The following is a 21,752-nucleotide window of genomic DNA, read 5'->3' as shown; positions in this document are numbered from 1 at the left end:
AACTTTTATGAATAAAAGCAGGATCCCGTCCTTATTCTTATCCGCCCTCCTACTCCTATTCGTATTATCCGGACTAACTACCGATGCTCAGGTGACGACCAACAAAACAGAGTTGCAAAAAGCCAGCCAACGGCTTGCTGCCGAGCATCTTGCAATGGAAAAAATTCTCACACAGACGGCCCTGCAAAAAGGCTGGCCGCTGACCCTGCGGAACAAGAAAGGCCGTCTGGCCTATCTACGGGGGATCGACAGCCGGGGTTTCCCTTATTACGTAACCACCGCCGACAATATTATATCAGCCGCTACCATTCGCACCAACACCCTTTGGCCGGGGGGGAGCACCGGGCTTGCCCTCAATGGCAGCAGCTCGGTAATGAAGGGCAAGATCGCCGTTTGGGATGAAGGCCTGGTGCGGCCGACGCATGTCGAGCTTACCGGACGGGTGACCCAGGTGGATGGCGCTACTACGCTTAGCGATCACTCAACGCACGTCTCGGGGACGATGATCGCCGCCGGGGTCAATCCCCTTGCCAAAGGCATGTCGTTTGGCGCGCAATTGCTGCAGTGTTATGACTTTAATAATGATGCATCCGAGATGGCAGCCGCGGCGGGCAAGGGGTTGCTGGTGTCCAACCACTCCTATGCGGACATTGCCGGCTGGTATTATGATGATTCGCAAAGCCGCTGGGAATTCTGGGGCAACCCGGGTGACACGGTGGATATCAAATTCGGGCTATATGACCAGGATGCACAGATATGGGATTCCATTGCTTATAATGCGCCTTATTACCTCATCGCCAAGGCGGGTGGTAACAATCCCGGGGAGACCGGGCCGGCAGTGGGGCAGCCTTACTGGCGGATGAATGCCAGCGGCACATTTATCAATGCCGGCAACCGGCCAACGGGGATCAGCGATAATTCCGGTTATAATACTATTGCTACCTATGGCTGTTCGAAGAATATCCTTACTCTCGGGGCTGTCAATCCTATCCCGGGCGGCTATTCCCGGTCTTCCGATGTGGTGATAGCGAGTTTCAGCAGCCTGGGGCCTACCGGTGACGGCCGTATCAAGCCCGACGTGGTTGCCGACGGCGTGAATGTGCTTTCTTCCATCAGCACGGCGGACAACGCATATGATATTTTTAGCGGCACGTCGATGGCGACTCCAGCCACGGCGGGTTCTTCCTTCCTGTTGCAGGAGTATTACCAAAAGCTGCATGGCGGGGTTTTTATGCGGAGCTCCACGCTCAAGGGGCTGCTGATCCATACCGCGGATGAGGCGGGCAATGCACCTGGTCCGGACTATATCTTTGGCTGGGGGCTTGTCAACCTGCAGCGGGCGGCTGGTGTCATTACTTCGGACAATACCGATCAGAGTCAGCGGGTCATCGAAAGCCAGCTTAACGGCACCACTGCTTCGCAGACCTATACCGTGACTGCTTCCGGCAAGACGCCGGTGACGGCTACGCTCTGCTGGACGGATCCTCCAGGGGCGCCGGTGACTATCCCGTCCGGAATCCACAACTTCAAAGATACGGGGATCAAACTTGTCAATGACCTCGACCTCCGCATCACGGACAATACCACCGGGAAGGTGTATATGCCCTGGATACTGAATCCATCCAACCCCGGCGCTGCTGCGACAAAAGGCGACAACATCCGGGACAATGTGGAGAAAGTGGAGCTGAGCGACAGCCTGATACCGGGCAGGGCCTACACCGTCGCTGTCACGCATAAGGGAACTTTGCAACGGGGCGTACAGGTGTATTCGCTGCTTCTCAGCGGCGGCGGCGGTACGGCGCCCTGTACTTCGGCGGCAAGCGCCGGCGGGGCAAGCGTCAGTTCGGTTACTGTCAACGGGGTTAAGGTGACCAATACCTCCACCACCTGTCCTGCCAACATCGATAGCAGCAGTGCTACCGCCTTTCCGTTGCCGGCCGGCGAATCGCTGCCTATGAGCATTGTCAACGCCAGCTGCAATGGTACTACCAATAACAGGGTGATTGCGGTGTATATCGACTTTAACAACAACGGCAGCTTTACCGATGCGGGTGAGCAGGTGGCATTGAGCGGAGTTCTCACGCCGGGAACGTACACTCCAACGATAGCTATTCCCACTACGGTGACGGTGGGTACTTATGCGCGGATGCGAGTCGTTGTCGATGAAACGGCCACGCCATCTTCTGTCGCCCCCTGTGGAACCTATGCGGCGGGTGGAACGATGGATTTCCGGGTTGTCTTTACCAATCCAGCCAACGATGTCGGGGTCCAATCACTGGAATATCCGACGCTTACCACCTGCGCAAATGATTCGCAATTGGTGTCTATCCGTATCCACAACTATGGCACGGTGTCCCAGGCCAGCGGGATCCCGGTGTCGACGGTTATCACCAGTGGCGGCAACACTGTAGCTACGCTTACTGCAACCTGTATGGATAGTATCCCGGCGGGCGGGGAAGTGGTCTTTACCTACAATACGCCTTTTGCTTCGGTAGCGGGCAGCAGCTATACTTTCGCGAGCAAGACGGCCCTGGCCAGTGATGTGAACCCGGCCAATGATGCGAATACGACCACTGTCACGATAAATGCGGCGGCTTCCGGCACCACCGGTGCAGCTACTCTTTGCGGCAACAATGCGACTTCGGTCGTCCTTCATGCTGCGACTACCGGGGATGACATTGCCTTCTGGTATGACAGTCCGACTTCCAATACGCCGATAGCGGCCGGCAACAATACTACCACGACCGACATCACGAGCAATAAGACCTATTACCTGGGGCTTAATGAACTCAAGCTCAAGGCTGGAGTACCCAACAAAATGCAGTTTGCCAGCACCAGCAGCACGTTAGGCGGGGCTTATTTCCGGTTTGGCGGGAATTTCGTGATGTTTACCACCGGGGTGCCGCTGACCATCGAAAGCGCAAAGATGTATATCGGGCATTCGGGTAAGATGACCTTTACACTGGCGACGCTGGCCAGCCTTAACAACAGCACGGGTGAATATTCGTATTTCCCCGTATACACTACTACCATCGATGTGTATGCTACTATACAGCATCCCGACACTGCGCAGCAGATAAATGTAGCGCCCGGTGACAATACGGATACGGGAGCGACCTATCTGTTGAATATTCCCGTGCCGAACCCGGGTAATTATATCATTATCATCGACTGCTCCAACTATGCGTCGGCCTTCCTGAACGCGAATATCAAGACGGACCCCTATCCGGTGACGCTGCCGGGGGTATTCAGCATTACGGGTAATGATTTCCGCGACTATGGCAAGGCTGACAGCGTGAGCCTTTCGCATAAATTCTATTATCCGTTCTATAATATCGGTATCCGGCTGCCGGGATGTCCCGGACCAAGGACGGCAGTGGTGGCGACAACCGAGCCATCGCCCACGATATCGCTTTCGGGTAATATCTTTACCAGCAGCGCCACTTCAGGTAATCAATGGTACCTGGATGATTCGTTGCTTGTGGGCAGAACCAGTGATACGCTTTTGGCTAAATTCCCGGGTGTATACTATTCGGTTGTGTCGGATGCAGTAACGGGTTGTAACCTTACTTCCAATAAGCTGCCGTTTACACCAACCGGTGACCCCAATACCACTATCGGGTTGACCATCGCACCAAATCCCAATCCGGGAGTCTTCCAATTGGAGTTTGGTTTCACGACTGCAGCAGATACGTACGTTACCCTGACCAATACGCTTGGACAGCAAGTGTATCAGGCGGCCTTCCCGGGTTTCTCGGGCATATTCAACCAACAGGTGAATGTGGGTTACCTGGCATCGGGCATATATGCATTAAGGATCTATCATGGCAGCAGCACATATACTACTTCGATTATGGTTCATCACTAGAAAAATGATATATTAGGGGTGCCATAAATGTATTAGTATGCTGCAACCCTGGCAAACAGGCAAGGTTATCCGCATTGAGCAGGAAGCGTCACAGACCAGGAGGTTCTGGATACAGTTGCCGGCTTTGGAGTCGTTCGATTTCAAGCCGGGACAATTCGTGACGCTCGATCTGCCCATTCATGAGAAGCTTAATAAGCGGGTGCGCAGCTATTCCATTGCCTCCTGGCCTGACGGCACCAATGTGATCGAGCTTGTCATCGTGTTGCTGGAAGGAGGTGCGGGTACCACTTATCTATTCAACGAGGTGAAGGTTGGGAGTGAGTTGACCTTACGCGGGCCGCAGGGGATCTTTACGCTGCCTGAGACGATTGAAAAAGATCTTTTCTTTATCTGCACCGGTACGGGTGTTGCGCCTTTCCGGAGCATGAGTCATCATATTCTCAACTGTAATATCGCACACCGGAACATCTATCTCATCTTTGGATGCAGGACCTTCGACGATGCTCTCTACCGGCAGGAGCTGACCGATCTGGCGGCGAAGATCCCCTGTTTCCACTATATTCCTACCTTTTCACGGGAGAAGCCAGACCCGGATAATCCGTTGTTGAGGACGGGGTATGTACATCCTATTTATGAAGAGTTGTGCCGGACGGGGGAAACGCTGAGGCCTGCTAATTTCTTTCTTTGCGGATGGAAGAACATGATCGATGAAGCCAAACAGCGGATACAGGCGCTTGGTTATGACAGGAAGTCGATACACCAGGAGTTGTATGGGTGATCTTATAGATCTTTCAACTTGGAGGTCTTGTCTTTGGGGGTGTTTTCTTTTGTGGGATTAAGCTTCATCGGGATGACAGGGATAGACTGGTCATTCAGGCGCGATTCCAGGGCTACCAAGGCTTTTTGTGCTTCCAATGTTTCCTGATTGCTGTGGAACAGGTCGGACTCCAGTCGATGGATCGTTGATCTTGTTTTTGCCAATTTTCCCCTTCCGATGATAAAACCCGCTAAAGCACCGCCACTGATTCCCAATAAGAGGATGATAGGGTTAATGATTGGATCGAAGGTGAGTTGCATTGTGCTTATAAAATTTTGGTTTCAAGGTAGGACGGACAAATATAATAATAAAATAATCTATTCATACCTAAAAATTTCGCATTTTTTTATCCTTCGAGCTGCCGGTTGACGATGGCTGCCACCTCGCTGATGGGGATGCGCTCTTGTTGCATATTATCCCGATAACGGATGGTCACCGTCGCGTCTTCTTTGGATTGGTGGTCTACCGTTACGCAGAAAGGGGTGCCGATGGCGTCCATTCGCCGGTAGCGTTTTCCAATAGCGTCCTTCTCTTCATAAAAGCATCTGAACTTCGGCTTACAGGCTTCCATGATCTCCCGGGCTAATTCGGGCAGACCATCTTTTTTTGTAAGCGGCAGGATCGCCAGTTTGATGGGGGCCAGCCGGGGCGGGAATCGGAGGACCACGCGGCTATCCGCTTTTTCGGGAGTGCTCAGGTCTTCTTCCACATAGGCTTCGCTAAGCACCATCAGCACTGTCCGGTCGAGACCGATGGAGGTTTCGATGACGTAGGGGATATAGTTCTGGTTGATCTCGGGGTCGAAGTACTGCATCTTCTTTTTGCTGTATTCCTGGTGATTCTTCAAGTCGAAATCGCCCCGGGAGTGAATGCCTTCCACTTCCTTGAAGCCGATGGGAAATTCGTATTCGATGTCGCAAGCCGCTTTTGCATAATGCGCGAGCTTGACGTGATCGTGAAACCGGTATTTTTCGGCGGGGATGCCCAGGCCGAGATGCCATTTCATGCGGGCTTCTTTCCAATAGTTGTACCATTCGTTCTCTGTGCCGGGGCGGATGAAGAATTGCATTTCCATCTGTTCGAACTCCCGCATGCGGAAGATGAATTGCCGGGCGACGATCTCGTTGCGGAAGGCCTTGCCGATCTGCGCGATGCCAAAGGGGACCTTCATCCTGCCCGTCTTCTGGACATTGAGGAAGTTGACGAAGATGCCCTGGGCGGTCTCGGGGCGGAGGTAGATCTCGCTGGCGTCTTCGGAGACGCTACCCAATTGGGTAGAGAACATAAGATTGAAATCGCGGACATCCGTCCAATTGGATGTGCCGCTGACGCCACATTTTATTTTTTGCGTTTCGATGAGCGTTTTCAGCCCGGGGAGGTCGCTGGCGGCAAGGAGCCGGTCCATCTCGGCCTGGAGCGCATCGGCTTCGGGCTTCTTGCCCTCCTTCTCCAATTCGTCGATGCGGGCTTCGATGAGATGGTCGACGCGATAGCGTTTCTTGCTGTCCTTATTGTCGATCATCGGGTCGCTGAAACTATCTACGTGGCCGCTGGCTTTCCAGGTGGTGGGGTGCATGAAAATGGCTGCGTCGATACCTACGATGTTCTCGTTGAGCTGTGTCATGCTTTTCCACCAGTGGTCTTTTATGTTCTTTTTCAGTTCGCTGCCCCACTGACCGTAGTCATATACGGCGCTGAGCCCGTCATAGATCTCGCTGGATGGGAAGATAAAGCCATATTCCTTACAATGTGAAATGATCGCCTGAAACCTGTTCGTATCGTTTGCCATTCGGCAAATATATATTATTTCAGCTTTTCGTTTTCCTTGTGTCTCTGCCCGTCGCGGATGTTCTTTTTGAGGAAGTTATTGTGCAGTGCGGCGGTGAGGTCGACCCCGGTCTGATTGGCGATGCAGCAAAGGACCCAGAGGACGTCGGCGAGCTCGTCGCCTAATTGTTTGTCCTTATCCGAGGGCTTGAAGGACTGATCGCCGTATAGGCGGCTCATCAGCCGAGCTACTTCACCTACTTCTTCGGTGAGGATAGCCATGTTCGTCAGTTCGCTGAAATAACGGACGCCGGTCGTTTTGATCCAGTCGTCTATCAGGGTCTGAGCCTGGCGGATCGATATTTCTCCATCAGGAGCGGGGGTGGTTGGGTATACCATATATGGGTATTGCATATGTTGAAATTCAAAGTTATCTTGGTGACACCAAAAAAACATATAGCCTATGTCTTCTTACTCTTATTCGTTCCTGGGTATTTTTCTCGTTTTTGGGCTGGCCATCGCGATCATTCAAATCGTCGGCATGTGGAAAGTTTTTGAAAAAGCCAAACAGCCGGGTTGGGCTGCCATTATTCCTTTCTACAATTTCTACATTATGCTCAAGATCGTCGGCAAGCCCGGGTGGTGGCTTGTGCTGTGCCTGATCCCTTATGTGAATATGATCTGGATCATCTGGACATATAACATGCTTTCCAAAAGCTTTGGCAAAGATGAGGGTTTTACCGTTGGCCTGGTGCTTCTGGGTATCGTCTTCTTTCCGATCCTCGGTTTTGGGGATGCAAGGTACATAGGACCCTATGGCGACCCGGTGGCTTTCAAGGCAGCGCAGAATCCGGATTTTGATTTTGATAAGCCTGCTACGGCATAAATTGCTGGTCGATACTGGAGTCAAATCTGCGACTCCAGTATCTCTACAGAATGTAGTCCTTATTTTTGCGGATGAAAATCCTGATCGTCGAGGACGAGATTGATCTTGCCCAGAGCATGGCAAGCTATCTGAAGGGGGAGAACTATCTTTGCGAGCTGGCTCCCGACTGTCGTACGGCCCTGGAAAAGATAGAGTTATTCGATTACGACTGTATTTTGTTGGATATTTCCCTGCCGGATGGCAATGGGTTGAAGGTGCTGAAAGAGCTGAAGGCCAATAACAAGACGGATGGGGTCATTATTTTGTCGGCGAGGAACTCCATCGATGACAAGATAGACGGGTTGAATCTTGGCGCCGACGACTATCTCAGTAAGCCTTTTCATCTGCCTGAGCTGAACGCGCGCATTGCGGCGGTGATCAGGCGGCGGCGGTTCGAGGGCAATAAGACACTGGTTTTAAACGAGTTAACAATAGACCTCGTGGGTAAGACGGTGGTGGTAAACCAGGAGCCGGTCGATCTCACGCGCAAGGAATACGATCTCTTGCTATACCTGGCTTCCAACAAGAATCGCGTTATTTCCAAGAATGCCATTGCTGAACATCTCTCCGGTGAGCAGGCAATGAGCTATGATAATCTCGACTTCATCTATTCCCATATGAAGAACCTGAAGCGGAAGCTGCATCAGGCGGGGTGTGGGGATTATATCCGGAGCCTCTACGGAATGGGCTACAAGTTCGAAGTTCGCTGAGCCGCCATCCCGGGAGTGGGCTGCGGCCGCCCGGAGTCACTCCTTGTTCTTCGTGTCGATGAGGATCGTTACCGGTCCGTCGTTTAGCAATTCCACTTTCATATCGGCGCCGAATTCGCCAGTCCCGATCGGTTTACCCAAATGGGCGGTGAGCGTTTTGATGGTCTGTTCGTACAGGGGGATTGCGATGTCCGGTTTGCTGGCACGGATATAGGAGGGGCGGTTGCCTTTTTTCGTGGAGGCATGCAGCGTGAACTGGCTTACCAGGAGTATCTCGCCGCCGGTGTCTTTGACCGAAAGATTCATTATCCCTTCGCTGTCGTTGAAAATACGAAGATTGACGATCTTTTGGCAAAGCCATTCGATGTCCCCGGCGGTGTCTGCATCTTCGATGCCGACGAGCACCAGCAGTCCATTACCGATGGCCGATCTGACTAATCCTGCTAATCTTTCAATGGTGACGGAAGCGTGGGATACGCGCTGGATGACGGCTCGCATTTTTCGGATGAAGATACGTTGCGAAGCGCAAACGGGCTCTCCCGCATGCCGACGATGGTGGCGCCTACTACCATCAGGAGGAAGATGATGGAGGCCATCCATTGGATCTGGCGGCCCAGATAGTAGGACAACGGGCGGAAGAAAAAGCGGATGACATGGCGGCCGGGTGGAATGGAAAGGCCCCGTAACACGTAATTGGTGCGGATGATCGGCGCTTCCTTGTCGTCTATCCAGGCTCCCCAGCCACGACTGTAATAGACTTCGCTGAAGACGGCAAATTGCCGGTGATGGGATTGGGAAAGATAGGTTATCTCATCGTTGTCATTCTTTACGAGGATGATCTTCGCAGTATCGTGTGCGTCTGCTGTGGTATCGGGCGGGGAAACCCTGGCACTATCTGCGGTGAATAGGATTGCCTTCCCATGGGGATCGAATTGGGTGAGGGCGTTCATCACGTCTTTTGCCGTGGGTTCGAACTGTACCCCGTGGACGAACCATACCGGGCCGAGGGATGCTTTGTTTTGCACAATCGAGTCACCGCCGGCTGTAGCGCGCCGGATGATATACTTTGTGTTGAGCATATCGATGACAGGAGTGCAGTGGGGGAAGTTGAACAACTGGCGGCTGATGAGGTCTTCGTATATCTTCAGCCTGGCGGCGTGATAGCCGCCGATGGACTGATGGAAGTAGGCTGTCATCGCGCCATAGGTGAGGGTGTTGGACATGCTGTCCCGGAGATCGAAGACGCGGAAATAGTCTTTGTCCGCCATGATCGTGCTGTCGGCGTTGGTCGCGGCGAAATTCTGCTGGTAATCATCCCGTGCTTTATAGTTGTCGTCGTTGAGGTAGTTGAGGTCGATGGTGATGACGTCGGCAAAGGCCAGGCAGCCGATGATGGCCAGTAAAAGACCGGGCCGGATGATCCTGCGGATATAAAGGGTGATGACGAGAGCTGCGCCCAGGACAAGTCCCAGCGAACGGAGGATCGATTGGGCGAAGAGCTGCTGGCGGTCGCCGCGCAGGGCTGTGACGAAAGTCTGGATCATCTGCACCGCGCCATCGCCCAGGGTAGCGGCTTTCTTTAGCAGCCCGGCGTCGTATTCACTGGCGTAGTCAAAACGAAAATAGAGCCCGGCCAGCAATATAAAGATGCCTGCTATGAACAACAACCCCCGGACATAGCGACGCCAGAGCGCCGGCCTGTTCTCCGCCTGTACGATCTCCTGCAGGGTGAGGACGGCCATCATACAGAAGAGGAAGGTAGGGACGACGAGGATCATGCTTGGCGCCCGGAATTTGTTGTACATGGGGAGATAGCGCAGCAGGAAGCGGTTGAATGCCGGGAAATAGCCCCCCCAGCTCATGACAATGGTGGCGATGCAAACCGCCAGGATCCACCATTTATGTTTGTTGTCGAGGATAAAGAAACCAGCCAGCGCCAGCAGGATGATGATAGCGCCGACATAGGGCGGGCCTGAGAACAATTCCCCTACCCCACCCCAATAATAGCGGGGACCGCTTTCACCTATTTGCGCAGCCAGCCGGGGTGGTAATTTTTGAAGGACCCGGGCGGCCCGTGACCGGTCGGGCGGGAGCTGGAGGTCGGTGCTGCCGCCATAGATATCGGGGATGAACATGACAAAGGGCTCCAGCTTATACATGCTAAAGTCAAAGGCGGCTTGTTCGCCGAGTCCGTCGTGGGTGTAGTTGCCCTTGCCATCGGCCAGCTCGCTGCCGCCACGGATCGTTTCCTGGGAGGAATCGAAGGTGGTGAAGAGGTTGACCGCGTTGGAAAGGATGCCGATGAGGGTGGCGCCCATCACCAGGGCCAGCGTGCGGACCAGGCGGCGGTATTCCCTATGGCGAATCCAGGAGATGGCATAGCCCAGGAAGAGTCCCCCGGCGATGATCATCGTGTAATAGACGATCTGCATGTGATTGAAGGAGACCATCAGGGCGGTGAAGAGACTGGTCAGGACGATGCCGAGCCAATATTTCCGCTCGCAGATGAGGATCAACGACCCGATGATGCCCGGCAACAGGGCGATGGACTGCATTTTTGTATCATGGCCGACGGCTACGATGACGGCATTGTAGGTGGCATAGGCGTAAGCAAGTCCGCCGATGATGCCGATGGAAGGATGCACCCGCAACACCCCGCACAGGAAGTAGAAGCAGATGCAGGCCAGGAAGAAGAAGCTTGCGGGCTTTTTCAGATACAGGGTAAGGAGGCTGTAAAAGAGATTGGGGATGCTCACCGACTGAGAGTCCATGGCGATCTGGTAGGCGGGCATGCCGCTGAACATGCCGTTGCTCCATAAGGGGAAATGGCCATGTGTTTCCTTGTATTTAAAGGAGTTGTGGGCCATACCCTGCCACTGTAGCACATCTTCCTGTTCGAGAACCTTGTTCTCATAAGCAGGCCTGCAATAGACCACTGCCACCACCACGAACACAACGATGGCGATGAGGTGCGGGAGGCTGCTCCTGAACAAGTCCTTACTTAATTTTTTCATGCTAATTTATGAAAAATGACGGCTGATGTGACAAACAATGTAGTGCAATTCATGGACCATGATGGTCTTGCCGCGGCCGAATTTAAACTATCTTTAACTATGATCGAACTTACAAAAGAAATTATTTTCCGGACGGCCCGCAGCGGGGGAAAAGGCGGGCAGAATGTGAATAAAGTGGAGACTATGGTGGAGGGGTATTTCTCTATCCGGGATTCGGCGCTGCTCACGGATGATGAAAAGGGGCTGCTGGAGACGAAACTGGCTTCACGGATCAATGCTGATGGCTTTTTGCAGGTGCGGTCGCAGGTGCACCGTACGCAGCTGGGTAATAAGGCGGAGGTGATCAGGAAAATGCATGCGCTGATCGAATCGGGACTAAAGAAACAGAAGCGGCGGATTGCCACGAAGCCTTCGGCGGCATCGAAGGAGCGGCGGATGGGGCAGAAAAAGCGGCAAAGCGAGGTGAAGGCTGGCCGGCGGCGGGTCCGTGGAGATGATTGATCGTAATATGGCCCGGGGTCCGGGCCACTACCAGAACAGCAAATCCCGACCTGTCGACGGGATTGCTGCTGGTAACCTCACGAATGTTTAATGGTCTGAAGGTATTTGATCAGGGTAGAGGGGGGTTTGGGGGTTTGCAAATTATTTCCAACATTCTGATCAAACAGGGTCAAGGCAAATGTCCAACCTCCCGGCGAGCTCACCTAGCGCAGACCTACGTAAAATCATGCGTATTTCTACCTATTTTATTCAGGGGGTAATACCTGATTCGCCTTATTGGCATTAATAGTATATTGGGCCTCAATAATTACACTAACCATAAAACATCTCTTATGTACAAGATCCCTACGCCCAAATGGCTGCTATCGAGAGCGCTTATCGTTGCCGTCGTTTGTTTATTTCTTTCAGGAGTATCCGGCTGTGGCCCCGGTGAAGGGGACAAGGGAAAGCCGCAGATAAACGAAGATACGCTACGCAACCACGTCATTCCCATCGGGCTCGCTATCAAATACACCAAAGCTTTTCGAGCGACCCTGGACAGTACTACTAATCGTCTTCGGCCCAAGGCCATCGACTCGATCACCTTCAGCCATGCGGAGGAATTCCCTTCCGATGTGTTCTATTCCCTCCTGGCCCAGAGCAACGAGAAGCAGGGAAATGCGAAGGGCATCCGCATCTATTTAGGCCGGGATACCAGTGGTCAGCTGAAGCTGGTATTGGTGCCTGTCGACAGTCTTGGCAATGATATCATCAATCACCTCGTGAATCAGCAAGGGAAGCCAGTCCCCGGTACGGCCCATATAGAAGCTGCAACGTCCGGCGGTCAGGGATATGAAGCGGGACAGGTTTGTCCGACGGTGTGCAGCAGTGCGGCCAGTGGACTTAACCAGTAAAACCCTATGAAGGAAATCTATTTATTCTTACTCAGCGAAATCATTCTCCTTCCGCTTATCATCGGGCTGGTACGTCTGCCTCGTATAAAAAGGAGCAGCTACCAGCCCTTTTTTATCTATATTATCCTGGGTGCATTTTGGGAGGTGCTCAATTTTTTTCTTATCACAGTGCTGCATGCTCAAAATGTTGCAGCCCTCAATATCTTTTTTCTTTTGGAATGGCTGCTGATCGCCTGGCAATTCCACAACTGGGGCTTACTTCGGGGCCGGAAAACCGTTTTTTATATAGTAGTAGCCATTCCGTGTCTTGTCTGGATATCAGAATACCTGATCTTTGGTCAGCTGTATCATCTGGCGCCCTATTATCATGTTTTGTATTGTTTTCTTATCGTGCTCTTCAGTGTCAACACGATCAATTTCATGATCACCCATGACTATCGTAACCTGTTTAAGAATCCCACCTTTTTGATCTGCATTGCATTCATAATTTACTTTATATATAGGATTATTTTTAACTGGGCGTACCAGACCAGCCTGAAAGGCGCTACCGAGACTACCAGTTTTATAATAATGCTGATCGGTTACATTAATGCTCTTACAAATATTATTTTTGCAGTTGCGTTGCTAAGGATACCCCCTCCCCAGAAATTTACCCTCGAGTAAACCGCCCGGCCCTGATAATTCATTCATAATGGAAGCTAAGATCTTGAATATTACTCTATACGTGGCTCTGATCATTACGATCATCATCGTATACTTCTTTGTTTCCATCATCCGCTATCACCGCCGGTATATGAAGCTGCAAAGAGAGAAGATCTTTGCGGAGATAACTATCCGGGAAAACGAGCGCAAGCGGATCGCGGGCGATCTGCATGACAGCCTGGGGCCGCTTTTGTCCGCGGTGAAGCTCAATATCAGCAGCGTGGAGGTGGAGAATGCCGCAGACCGGGAGGTGCTTGAAAAGACGGGGGGATACCTGGATGAAATTATCGGCAGTATGCGGCGCATCAGCCATGACCTGTTGCCCAGCACGCTTGAAAGGAGGGGCTTGCTGGAAGCCATCCGGGAATTCCTGCAACAGGTGAAGAACAAGCAATCCGTGAATATCCAATTGTATGTGGTGAAGGAGATATCCGTTCCGAAGGAAAAGGAGATCCACATTTTCCGGATGATCCAGGAGATAGTCCATAATACGATAAAGCATGCCCAGGCCCGCAATCTGCAGATCGGCCTCAGCGAGGAAGGTGGGCACCTGTTGGTTCTTACCAAGGATGACGGACAGGGTTTTGACAAGGAGAAGGTGTTATCCGGTTCGCTCGGGCTGGGTCTCCGTAGCCTGGAAAGCCGTTGTGAGATCTTGAACGGGGTGTTGACGTTAGACTCTGTGCCTGGCGGCGGCACCAACTATTTTATTAAGATACCGGTGACCTAGGCAGACCCGTCGAAAAAAGCCTAATTTTATCGGGATGAAAAATAGAATCAGCCTGGTAATCGCAGACGACCATGAGATATTTCGGGATGGTCTGGCACTTATGTTGTCCAAACAGGAAGCCGTTGCCCTTGTGGGGCAGGCCGGGGATGGCCAGGAATTGCTCCGGCTGGTAGACGAGACCAGGCCTGACATGGTGCTGACCGATATCAAAATGCCAAAGCTGGATGGCATTGCCGCGGCCAAAATTATCCTGGAACGGTATCCGCTGACAAAGATCATTGCGCTTTCCATGTTCGAAGAAGAGGACCTCATCGTAGAAATGCTCGAGGCGGGGGCCAAGGGCTACCTGCTGAAGAATGCGGATAAACGGGAGATACTGGATGCCATTTTTACCGTTAATGAGGGTAATATCTTTTATTGCAAGCATACGACTGCCCATCTGGCTTCGTTGATAGTGAAGAGCAAGTTCGATTCGCATAGGAAACCGGCGGGTCCCTTGTTTACCGACCGGGAGAGGGAGATCATCCGCCTTATTTGCCGGCAGCATACTGCCCAGGAGATAGGCGAACTGCTGTTCCTAAGCAAGCGGACGGTGGAGGGGTATCGGACGCGGATACTGGAGAAAATGGATGTGAAAAATACGGCAGGGGTGGTTATCTTCGCACTGAAACACAGCATTATAAAAGAAGAGGAGATACTTTGAGCAGTATTAAGAAATTAGCCGGGGAGACCGTTTGGTATGGCATAAGTTCTATAGCAGCCAAGTTCATCGTTCAGTTGCTGACCCCTTACCTCACCGCCAAGTTCAGGGGGACACCCGAATTCGGGCATATGAGCGTGGTCTATGCCGCCATCTCCTTTATCAATATCGGGGTGTTGTTCGGGCTCGATTATGCCTATTTCCGGTATATCAACAAGAAAGATATACAGACCACCGGCCTGTATCCTACGCTGCTGATCTCCCTGGTATCCAGTACCACGCTGATCACTACCCTCATCATTCTTTTCCGGGGCCCGATAGCCGGCGTTCTGGATATTGCCAATCATCCCGGGTATATCACGCTGAGCGCATTGCTGATCGCTTTCGATGCCCTGTCGGCGCTGCCTTTCGCCCGGCTGCGGCATGAAGGAAGACCGCGGAAATATGCTTTCATCCGCCTCTCGGGCATCGTATTTTATGTCGCGCTGATCTTCTTCTTCCTGTCGGTGTGTCCGCGGCTGTTGAAATCCCATCCCAACAGCATCATCGGGTTCATCTACCAGCCAAAATTCGGCTATGTGGGCTATGTGCTGCTGGCCAATGTCTTGCAGAATGCTTTCCAGCTGGTGCTGTTGTCCCCCTTGCTGAAGGGCGTCCATTGGACCTTCAATGTTCCGCTGTGGCGGCACATAATGGTTTATTCCCTACCGCTGACGGTTGCCGGTTTCGGAGGTATGATCAACGAGACCTTCGACCGGATCATGCTGGAGTGGCGGTTGCCGCATGCCAACAGCTATTCCACCTACCAGGCGGGTATCTATAGCGGCTGTTATAAGCTGTCACTGCTGATCACCGTTTTCGTCCAGGCCTTCCGGATGGCCGCGGAGCCCTTTTTCTTCCGGCAGAGCGTGGAGGAGTCGGCGCAGCGTACCTATGCCCGGGTAATGAAGTTCTTCGTGATCCTGGTGAGCGGGATGTTCCTGTTCGTGATGATGTATATCGACATCTGGAAGCTGTTTATCCAGGACCCGTCGATGTATGTGGGGCTCAAGGTGGTGCCGATCCTGCTTTTCGCCAATATGTTCCTGGGCATCTATTACAATCTTTCCATCTGGTATAAGCTTTTGACCCGAACCCAGGCGGGGGCGTATATCACCCTTATCGGGGCTGCGATAACGCTGGTGGTGAACTACGTATTCATCCCGCGGTATGGCTATATGGCTTCGGCCTGGGCCACTTTCCTCTGTTATGGGAGCATGATGGTGATCTCTTATGTATGGGGGCAGAAGGTATACCCGGTTCCATATGCGTGGAGGAAGCTGACAGCCTATATGGTGATCGTGGCGGTGATCTATTTTGCTTATTTGGGTCTTACCAGTCTTTGGAGCAGCCGGGCGTTCGCTTATACGCTGGGCACGATGCTGCTGGGCGCCTATGTCCTTTTCATCCTGCGGGTCGAGCGGAAGGAGTTTAGCCGGCTGCCGGTGATCGGGAAGTACCTGGGTGGGGCGGCCGCCGCTTAGGGGCGTCCATTCAGGAAGGGGTTGTGTTTCTTTTCCCATCCGATGGTCGTTGGTTCGCCATGACCGGGATAGACAACCGTCTCGTCGGGCAGGGGCCACAGTTGGGTGCGGATGCTGTTTAGCAGGGTGGCATGGTCGCCGCCGGGGAGGTCGGTGCGGCCGATGCTTCCGCGGAAGAGGACGTCGCCGCCGATGAGGAAACCCTGTTTGGCGGAGTAGAAGCCGACGCTGCCGGGAGAATGGCCCGGCAGGAAGAGGATGGATAGCTGGTGCTCGCCTATCGTCACGGACTGGCCGGGGGTGAGGAAGATCAGTTCGCCCCGGTAGTTTTCGAAAGGCATACCCCACATAAGGCCTCTCTCCGGAGCATTGGCCAGGACGGGCGCCTCTTTTTCGTGGAGATGAAGGGTTAGGTCCCAGGTTTCGTGGACGAACTTATTCCCGAATACATGATCGAGGTGGCAATGGGTGTTGAGCAGGATCTTTGGGCTTAGCCCCTGCTGTTCAATATATTCCTTTAAAGCAGTACGTTCGTTGCCGAAATAACAACCCGGATCGATGATGCAGCAGGCATCCTTTTGATCAGATAGAACGTATGTGTTTTCTTGCACAGGATTGAACACGAAGGCCTTTACGCTTAGCATAATCACAGATTTAATTATGGGCCGAAAATCCGGCCTGATGCTTGAAAATCAATTTCACCGGTAGTTCGGATTGTTATAACTTTAAAACCTTTAAAGGAAAGCAGGTATGCAATTTCATCAGTTTCGGTTGAAGTCACACTATTTTCTTTGGATTTTCTCAAGCCTTCTCTTTTTCTCCGGACCCCTTAAGGCCCAGGTGAATACGGTGGAATTCGGCAAAAACCGCCTGCAATTCAAGAAGTTTAAATGGCAATACTACCAGACGACCAATTTCAACACCTATTTTAGTCAGGGAGGCCAGGACCTCGCCAAATTTGTCCTGCAACTGGCAGAAAAAGAGCTCCCCGGCATCGAGAAGTTTGTGGAATATGGGCTGCAGCGCCGCGCCAATATCGTCATCTACAACACGTACAATGACCTGGAGCAGTCCAACATCGGCCTCAGCCTCGACTGGCAAACTACGGGAGGGATCACCAAATTAGTGAACAATAAGATGGTCGTCTATTTCAACGGCGACCACAATAATCTGCGCATCCAGGTGAGACAGGGGATTGCCCGGATCCTGGTCGAAAACATCCTTTTTGGGGACGACCTGGGGGAGTTTGCGGCCAACCAGGCCCTGCTTGATCTGCCGCAATGGCTAACGGACGGGTATATCGAATATGCGGCGGAGAACTGGAACACGGTGCTGGACGATCAGCTGAAATCGGCAATGCTTTCGGGGCGGTATACCAACTTTTACCAGTTGGCTTTTGAGCGCCCTAATCTTGCCGGGCATGCTTTCTGGTACTACCTTTCCGACAAGTACAAAAAGGAGAACGTCACTTATTTTCTCTATCTGGCCCGGGTGTACCGTAACCTGAACAATGCTTCCCTGCGTATCTGCAAGAAAAAATTCAAGGAAGTCCTCAAGGATTTCATGGCGGAAGAGGAGGCTAAGTATGAAAAGGACCTGCGCGGACGGCGGAATTTCCCCAAGGGAACGGTTTCCGTAACCGAAGATATCAATGACCACAAGGATTTCTTTCATTTCTCCCCCAACCCATTACCCAAAAGTCAGACCTATGCGGTGGTGGAGTACAACCGGGGGAAGTATAAAGTCACGTTGGAAGAGAATTATATCAACACAAAGATCTTGTTGAAAAATGGGGTCCGGTCGCTGCAGGAGCAGATCAATCCGCATTATCCTTTGTTGGCGTGGGATAATAAGGGGACGCGGCTTGCCTGCATTTATTGGGAGCGGGGAAAGACAAAGCTTTTTGTCTATGACGTCGTCCGGAAGTATAAGCCGGTGGTCCAGGACCTGCCGGACTTCCAGCAGGTGCAGGACTTCAAATACATGTTGAATGACCATACGCTGATACTTAGCGCGGTGCGCAACGGGCAGTCGGACATTTATGTCTACGACATCGACAAACAGACTTACAGGCAGATAACCAATGATATATACGATGACCTGGACGCGCAGTTTATCGCCTTTCCCGGCAAGACGGGGATCATCTATTCCTCCAACCGGCCGTCGGCCCATGCCGTCAGCAAGGACACCGTGTTGCCTTCGAATAATCACTACAATATCTTCCTCGTCGACAACTGGAACGACAACGAAGAGAAGCAGATCTCGCAGCTCACCTATCTGAAATATGGCAATGCCCGTTATCCGATGCAGTACAATTCCAATCACTTTACGTTTGTCAGTGACGAGAATGGTATCGCCAACCGGTATGCCGGGTTCTTTCATACGCAGCGGGCCGGTCTTGACACCGTCTATAAAGTTGGGGATGAGCTGTTGCACAATCCCGAGCCACAAGACCTGGATTCGACGCTGAAAGCCTATAATAAGCAACAGCCCGATACTTCCTATGTGGTTGCCCTTTCGAACGACTCGGCTTATGTCTTCCCGATCACCAACTATCAAAGTAGTCTTGTCGAGACGAAGAGCGCCGGGGACAATGGACAGGTGAGCGAAGTGCGCCAGGAGGGGGATCTCAAATTCCTTTACAAGCTGAAAGTAGATGACGCGGCGCTTAAAAAACGGAATATCACCGCCAGGATGACCGACTACCGGAAGAAGACGGTGGCCGAGGCCCAGCTATCGGGCGCCAATATCTTACGGCCTGTCACTCCGCCCAAGTCGGATACGCTGCATCGTCAACCCTCGGACTTTTTCCAAAGCGAGTTCGACAAGTCAAAGGATACGGGTGCGAACAGGAGACCGAACAATCCCAACCCGTTTGCGATCCATCCAACAACGCAGGTTCCGAGGGAGGAGCCGGTGTTGAGGAAGGCAAAGCTTTTCGATTACAAGCTGAAGTTCTCGGTGGACAATTTCACCGCGGGTTTTAACAACGACGTGCTGGTCAGCAAGTATCAGCCGTATACGGGGGCGCTGCCGATCAACCTGAGCGGCCAGGATGCCTTTAGCGGTTTACTCAAGGCCTCTATCTTCGATCTTTTTGAAGACATCCGGTTCACCGGAGCTATCCGGCTGCCTTTCTTCGGCAGCGGTTCGACCGGATCACCCATCGTCAATACAGGTAACCAGGTCTCCTTTATCCCCGGCAATTCCTCTTTCTTTGACGGCAGCGGGGAATACTTCCTGCGCGTGGACTACCTGAAGCATCTGCTCGACTATTCGCTGATCTATTACCGGGAGACACAAACAGGCAATTACCTGGACCCTAACCTCGGGTCTTCCAACTATCCGTATGATGCAAAGGCTTATACGAACCTGTGGCAGGGTGTCATCAAATATCCTTTCGACAAGGTGCGCAGTCTCCGGCTGTCGCTTGGCTACCGGATGGATAAGGTCGTGATCCGGCCGGATATCACGGGTTTCCCGCCGTTGAATTACACCGATTCCCTCGGGCTGGTGACACCGCCACAGAGCAAACAGAATTACGGGCTGGTACACCTGGAATATGTGTATGATAATACCCTGCTGAAGGCCACCGATATCTGGAATGGCCTGCGGTATAAGGTATACATGGACTGGAATACTTCGCTCAGTGGCGGCGCCGGCACGGGTGCGGGCAGGTATACCTACAATTTCGGGTTCGACGCGCGGCATTATCTGCCCATCTACCGCAACTTTATCTGGGCGCTGCGTGCGGCCGGCGACTTCTCCTGGGGGAATAAGAAGATCGTGTACTACCTTGGCGGGACGGATGGCTGGTTATTCCCCAAAGCCAACAACAGCCCGCAGCCTGCGGACCCGACCTATGCCTTCCAGTCCCTGGCCGTCAACCTGCGGGGCTTCAATCAAAATCTTACCAATGGCAACAATGCTGTTGTGATCAACAGCGAATTCCGGCTGCCGGTGTTTTCTACACTTTTCAACAAACCGATAAACAACGCCTTTCTGCGTAATTTCCAGGTGGTGCAGTTCTTCGATCTAGGTACGGCCTGGAATGGCAAGTATAACGGGCTCAAGCGGCCCGAGCAAAGCTTTCAGAGCGACCAGTACTCCGGGCTTACCGTGCTGGTCAAGGCGGGGGGTATAGGACCCTTTGCCGGCGGCTATGGTTTTGGCGTACGGAGTACGCTGCTTGGTTACTTCCTTCGATTCGACTCCGGCTGGGAAATGAATAATTTCTTTTCGCATAAGCCGGTGCTTAATGTGTCGATGGGTGTAGATTTTTAATCTTCCGCGAGAAATACATGACGATGGCGAGGGTGATAAACAGCCCGATGCTACCCATCAGCAGCGCATAGTCCTGTAGCTGGATAAGCGTGAAGACGAAGCCATATTGCACGACGAGCAGGAAGGTGACGAACAGCGACATCCGGGACGAGCGCAGCAGGCTGCCGACATACCAGGCGATGAGCCCGATGGTGGCGATAGCGGCGATGGTGTAGGCCCCGTTGAAGCCAAGGTATTCAGAGAAGGAGAGCAGCAGGGTATAAAAAATACAGAGGGCTAACCCTACCAGCGTGTATTGCAGGGCATGAATGTTCCGATCGTAGACCCATTCGATCAGCAGGAAGGCCGTAAATGTAAGCAGGATGATGAGGATGGCATATTTTACGCTGCGGGTAGTCTGCTGGTAGGCATCCACGGGGATGATGAGATTGACGCCGAAGGCGGCGTCACCCAGCTCGTAAACCCCTTGTTTCCATTGCTGGGGGAATTTGCGGTTGAGGGCCAGTATCTTCCAGTCGGCGACGAAACCGCTGTCCTTTACGGTACGGAGATCGGGCAGGGCGCTGCCGGTGAAGCTGGGGTCGGGCCAGGAAGAGGCGGCTTCTACTTTTGTTTCCCGGCCGGCGGGGATGAAGGAAAGGTTGCCCGAGCCTTTTAGTTTGATGCTGGCGGAAAATTCGATGTTGCTTCCTGCTGCTGCCTGGAGCCAGTCGGGCAGCGAGGCGGCGAGCGCTGTTTTGAACTGTTCGGTCGAGCGGCGCGCGGGGGTCAGATCGAGACCGGCGGACTCAGCGTGTGTGGTCAGATGGAGGATCATGTCTTCTTTCAGACCCTGGACATCGGAGATGTCGAAGAAGACGGTTGCTTCTTTCCATAGCATATTGTCCGGGGAGAGATTCAGCTCGTCGAGATGGAGGCTGTCGAAGCTACCCTGCAAATCGAGTTCGGTTGTATAGACCACTACCTGGTAGATGCCGCGATATCGCTTCTCGGGGACGAGGCGGCTGCGGATATTGAGTTTTCCCGGCAGGAAGTATGCCCAGCGCTTTATTTCCTGCCTGTTGCCGTTGTCGGTGACGACATCGATATAGGGGATGCCGATGACGGGTCCGCAAATAGTTTGTGGTGCGGCCCATCGGCTACGGATCTCTGCGACGGCTTCCTGTTGGCGTTGTTGCCGTTCTGCTACGAGGTTTTGGATGAGCGAAGTTGGGATCAGCAGGAGCAGGATGAGCGCGCCGATGATGGCGCTTTTAAAGAGAATACGGTAGCTGCTCCAAAAATTGGATTTATTTTCCATGGTTGGTTTGGTTTTATA

18 protein-coding genes are annotated in these 21,752 nt (G+C 52.6%); 11 read left to right on the top strand and 7 right to left on the bottom strand.

Annotated features, from left to right (window positions below):
• The first annotated feature begins 7 nt into the window (after positions 1–7).
• Both IEY39_RS21545 and IEY39_RS21540 read left to right on the top strand, forming a co-directional pair.
• The gene (locus tag IEY39_RS21545) at positions 8–3,868 is read left to right on the top strand and encodes a S8 family serine peptidase (RefSeq protein WP_188935522.1); all 3,861 of its coding nucleotides are present in this window, start codon (positions 8–10) and stop codon (positions 3,866–3,868) included.
• Positions 3,869–3,905: 37 nt separating this feature from the next.
• Positions 3,906–4,646 carry a ferredoxin--NADP reductase gene (locus IEY39_RS21540; protein ID WP_188935520.1) on the top strand — a complete coding sequence of 247 codons (741 nt, stop codon included), beginning with the start codon at positions 3,906–3,908 and terminating at the stop codon, positions 4,644–4,646.
• Positions 4,647–4,648: 2 nt separating this feature from the next.
• Here the strand turns inward: IEY39_RS21540 and IEY39_RS21535 are convergent, their stop codons facing one another.
• The 3 genes from IEY39_RS21535 to IEY39_RS21525 all read right to left on the bottom strand — a co-directional run bounded on the left by IEY39_RS21535 (position 4,649) and on the right by IEY39_RS21525 (position 6,851).
• Positions 4,649–4,945, bottom strand: coding sequence for a hypothetical protein (locus IEY39_RS21535; protein ID WP_188935518.1), 297 nt, complete (start codon positions 4,943–4,945; stop codon positions 4,649–4,651).
• A gap of 86 nt (positions 4,946–5,031) precedes the next feature.
• Positions 5,032–6,474, bottom strand: coding sequence for a glycine--tRNA ligase (locus IEY39_RS21530; protein ID WP_188935516.1), 1,443 nt, complete (start codon positions 6,472–6,474; stop codon positions 5,032–5,034).
• Between the two features lie 14 nt (positions 6,475–6,488).
• Complete coding sequence (locus IEY39_RS21525) at positions 6,489–6,851, bottom strand: nucleotide pyrophosphohydrolase (RefSeq protein WP_229689018.1); 363 nt, start codon at positions 6,849–6,851, stop codon at positions 6,489–6,491.
• A gap of 64 nt (positions 6,852–6,915) precedes the next feature.
• On the opposite strand from IEY39_RS21525, the gene IEY39_RS21520 reads away from it, so the two are divergent.
• Together IEY39_RS21520 and IEY39_RS21515 are read left to right on the top strand one after the other, a co-directional pair.
• On the top strand, positions 6,916–7,338 hold the full coding sequence (locus IEY39_RS21520) for a DUF5684 domain-containing protein (protein ID WP_188935513.1): 423 nt from the start codon (positions 6,916–6,918) through the stop codon (positions 7,336–7,338).
• 71 nt (positions 7,339–7,409) lie between these two features.
• Positions 7,410–8,087 carry a response regulator transcription factor gene (locus IEY39_RS21515; protein ID WP_188935511.1) on the top strand — a complete coding sequence of 226 codons (678 nt, stop codon included), beginning with the start codon at positions 7,410–7,412 and terminating at the stop codon, positions 8,085–8,087.
• A gap of 36 nt (positions 8,088–8,123) precedes the next feature.
• Here IEY39_RS21515 and dtd read toward each other — a convergent pair whose 3' ends face one another.
• The gene (gene dtd / locus IEY39_RS21510; protein WP_188935509.1) at positions 8,124–8,585 is read right to left on the bottom strand and encodes a D-aminoacyl-tRNA deacylase; all 462 of its coding nucleotides are present in this window, start codon (positions 8,583–8,585) and stop codon (positions 8,124–8,126) included.
• Positions 8,531–11,101 (bottom strand): glycosyltransferase family protein, encoded by a 2,571-nt coding sequence (locus tag IEY39_RS21505; RefSeq protein ID WP_188935507.1) that lies wholly within the window; start codon positions 11,099–11,101, stop codon positions 8,531–8,533. Before IEY39_RS21505 ends, dtd begins: the two co-directional genes overlap by 55 nt.
• 99 nt (positions 11,102–11,200) lie before the next feature.
• Here IEY39_RS21505 and arfB point away from each other — a divergent pair, with 99 nt between their 5' ends.
• The 6 genes from arfB (at position 11,201) to IEY39_RS21475 (ending at position 16,150) form a co-directional block, all read left to right on the top strand.
• Positions 11,201–11,602 carry an alternative ribosome rescue aminoacyl-tRNA hydrolase ArfB gene (gene arfB, locus IEY39_RS21500; RefSeq protein WP_188935505.1) on the top strand — a complete coding sequence of 134 codons (402 nt, stop codon included), beginning with the start codon at positions 11,201–11,203 and terminating at the stop codon, positions 11,600–11,602.
• Between the two features lie 332 nt (positions 11,603–11,934).
• A complete protein-coding gene (locus tag IEY39_RS21495; RefSeq protein WP_188935503.1) occupies positions 11,935–12,495 on the top strand; it encodes a hypothetical protein in 561 nt (186 codons plus the stop codon).
• 6 nt (positions 12,496–12,501) lie between these two features.
• Complete coding sequence (locus IEY39_RS21490; protein ID WP_188935501.1) at positions 12,502–13,158, top strand: hypothetical protein; 657 nt, start codon at positions 12,502–12,504, stop codon at positions 13,156–13,158.
• Positions 13,159–13,186: 28 nt separating this feature from the next.
• Positions 13,187–13,927 carry a sensor histidine kinase gene (locus tag IEY39_RS21485; RefSeq protein WP_188935498.1) on the top strand — a complete coding sequence of 247 codons (741 nt, stop codon included), beginning with the start codon at positions 13,187–13,189 and terminating at the stop codon, positions 13,925–13,927.
• Between the two features lie 34 nt (positions 13,928–13,961).
• Positions 13,962–14,630, top strand: coding sequence for a response regulator transcription factor (locus IEY39_RS21480; RefSeq protein ID WP_188935497.1), 669 nt, complete (start codon positions 13,962–13,964; stop codon positions 14,628–14,630).
• Positions 14,627–16,150: a lipopolysaccharide biosynthesis protein gene (locus IEY39_RS21475; RefSeq protein WP_188935494.1), complete on the top strand. Its 1,524-nt coding sequence runs from the start codon at positions 14,627–14,629 to the stop codon at positions 16,148–16,150. The genes IEY39_RS21480 and IEY39_RS21475 overlap by 4 nt, the downstream gene beginning before the upstream one ends.
• Here the strand turns inward: IEY39_RS21475 and IEY39_RS21470 are convergent.
• Complete coding sequence (locus IEY39_RS21470; RefSeq protein ID WP_188935492.1) at positions 16,147–16,794, bottom strand: MBL fold metallo-hydrolase; 648 nt, start codon at positions 16,792–16,794, stop codon at positions 16,147–16,149. The genes IEY39_RS21475 and IEY39_RS21470 overlap by 4 nt on opposite strands.
• Positions 16,795–16,900: 106 nt before the next feature.
• Here IEY39_RS21470 and IEY39_RS21465 point away from each other — a divergent pair, with 106 nt between their 5' ends.
• The gene (locus tag IEY39_RS21465; protein ID WP_188935490.1) at positions 16,901–20,434 is read left to right on the top strand and encodes a hypothetical protein; all 3,534 of its coding nucleotides are present in this window, start codon (positions 16,901–16,903) and stop codon (positions 20,432–20,434) included.
• Here the strand turns inward: IEY39_RS21465 and creD are convergent.
• On the bottom strand, positions 20,406–21,734 hold the full coding sequence (gene creD, locus IEY39_RS21460; RefSeq protein ID WP_188935488.1) for a cell envelope integrity protein CreD: 1,329 nt from the start codon (positions 21,732–21,734) through the stop codon (positions 20,406–20,408). The two genes, IEY39_RS21465 and creD, sit on opposite strands and share 29 nt — an antisense overlap.
• Positions 21,735–21,752 lie beyond the last annotated feature (18 nt).

The organism is Puia dinghuensis (assembly GCF_014642875.1).
Lineage (GTDB): Bacteria > Bacteroidota > Bacteroidia > Chitinophagales > Chitinophagaceae > Puia > Puia dinghuensis.
Note: the sequence above shows the minus strand (reverse complement) of the source record. Positions and strands in the feature narration are given on the sequence as shown.

Excerpts from the sequence above, each read along its gene's own strand:
- IEY39_RS21525 (WP_229689018.1), bottom strand. The coding sequence starts at position 6,851 with ATGGTATACCCAACCACCCCCGCTCCTGATGGAGAAATATCGATCCGC.
- IEY39_RS21490 (WP_188935501.1), top strand. The coding sequence starts at position 12,502 with ATGAAGGAAATCTATTTATTCTTACTCAGCGAAATCATTCTCCTTCCG.
- IEY39_RS21480 (WP_188935497.1), top strand. The coding sequence starts at position 13,962 with ATGAAAAATAGAATCAGCCTGGTAATCGCAGACGACCATGAGATATTT.
- arfB (WP_188935505.1), top strand. The coding sequence starts at position 11,201 with ATGATCGAACTTACAAAAGAAATTATTTTCCGGACGGCCCGCAGCGGG.
- IEY39_RS21515 (WP_188935511.1), top strand. The coding sequence starts at position 7,410 with ATGAAAATCCTGATCGTCGAGGACGAGATTGATCTTGCCCAGAGCATG.
- creD (WP_188935488.1), bottom strand. The coding sequence starts at position 21,734 with ATGGAAAATAAATCCAATTTTTGGAGCAGCTACCGTATTCTCTTTAAA.
- IEY39_RS21540 (WP_188935520.1), top strand. The coding sequence starts at position 3,906 with ATGCTGCAACCCTGGCAAACAGGCAAGGTTATCCGCATTGAGCAGGAA.
- IEY39_RS21495 (WP_188935503.1), top strand. The coding sequence starts at position 11,935 with ATGTACAAGATCCCTACGCCCAAATGGCTGCTATCGAGAGCGCTTATC.
- IEY39_RS21545 (WP_188935522.1), top strand. The coding sequence starts at position 8 with ATGAATAAAAGCAGGATCCCGTCCTTATTCTTATCCGCCCTCCTACTC.
- IEY39_RS21530 (WP_188935516.1), bottom strand. The coding sequence starts at position 6,474 with ATGGCAAACGATACGAACAGGTTTCAGGCGATCATTTCACATTGTAAG.
- IEY39_RS21485 (WP_188935498.1), top strand. The coding sequence starts at position 13,187 with ATGGAAGCTAAGATCTTGAATATTACTCTATACGTGGCTCTGATCATT.
- IEY39_RS21535 (WP_188935518.1), bottom strand. The coding sequence starts at position 4,945 with ATGCAACTCACCTTCGATCCAATCATTAACCCTATCATCCTCTTATTG.
- IEY39_RS21505 (WP_188935507.1), bottom strand. The coding sequence starts at position 11,101 with ATGAAAAAATTAAGTAAGGACTTGTTCAGGAGCAGCCTCCCGCACCTC.
- IEY39_RS21520 (WP_188935513.1), top strand. The coding sequence starts at position 6,916 with ATGTCTTCTTACTCTTATTCGTTCCTGGGTATTTTTCTCGTTTTTGGG.
- dtd (WP_188935509.1), bottom strand. The coding sequence starts at position 8,585 with ATGCGAGCCGTCATCCAGCGCGTATCCCACGCTTCCGTCACCATTGAA.
- IEY39_RS21465 (WP_188935490.1), top strand. The coding sequence starts at position 16,901 with ATGCAATTTCATCAGTTTCGGTTGAAGTCACACTATTTTCTTTGGATT.
- IEY39_RS21470 (WP_188935492.1), bottom strand. The coding sequence starts at position 16,794 with ATGCTAAGCGTAAAGGCCTTCGTGTTCAATCCTGTGCAAGAAAACACA.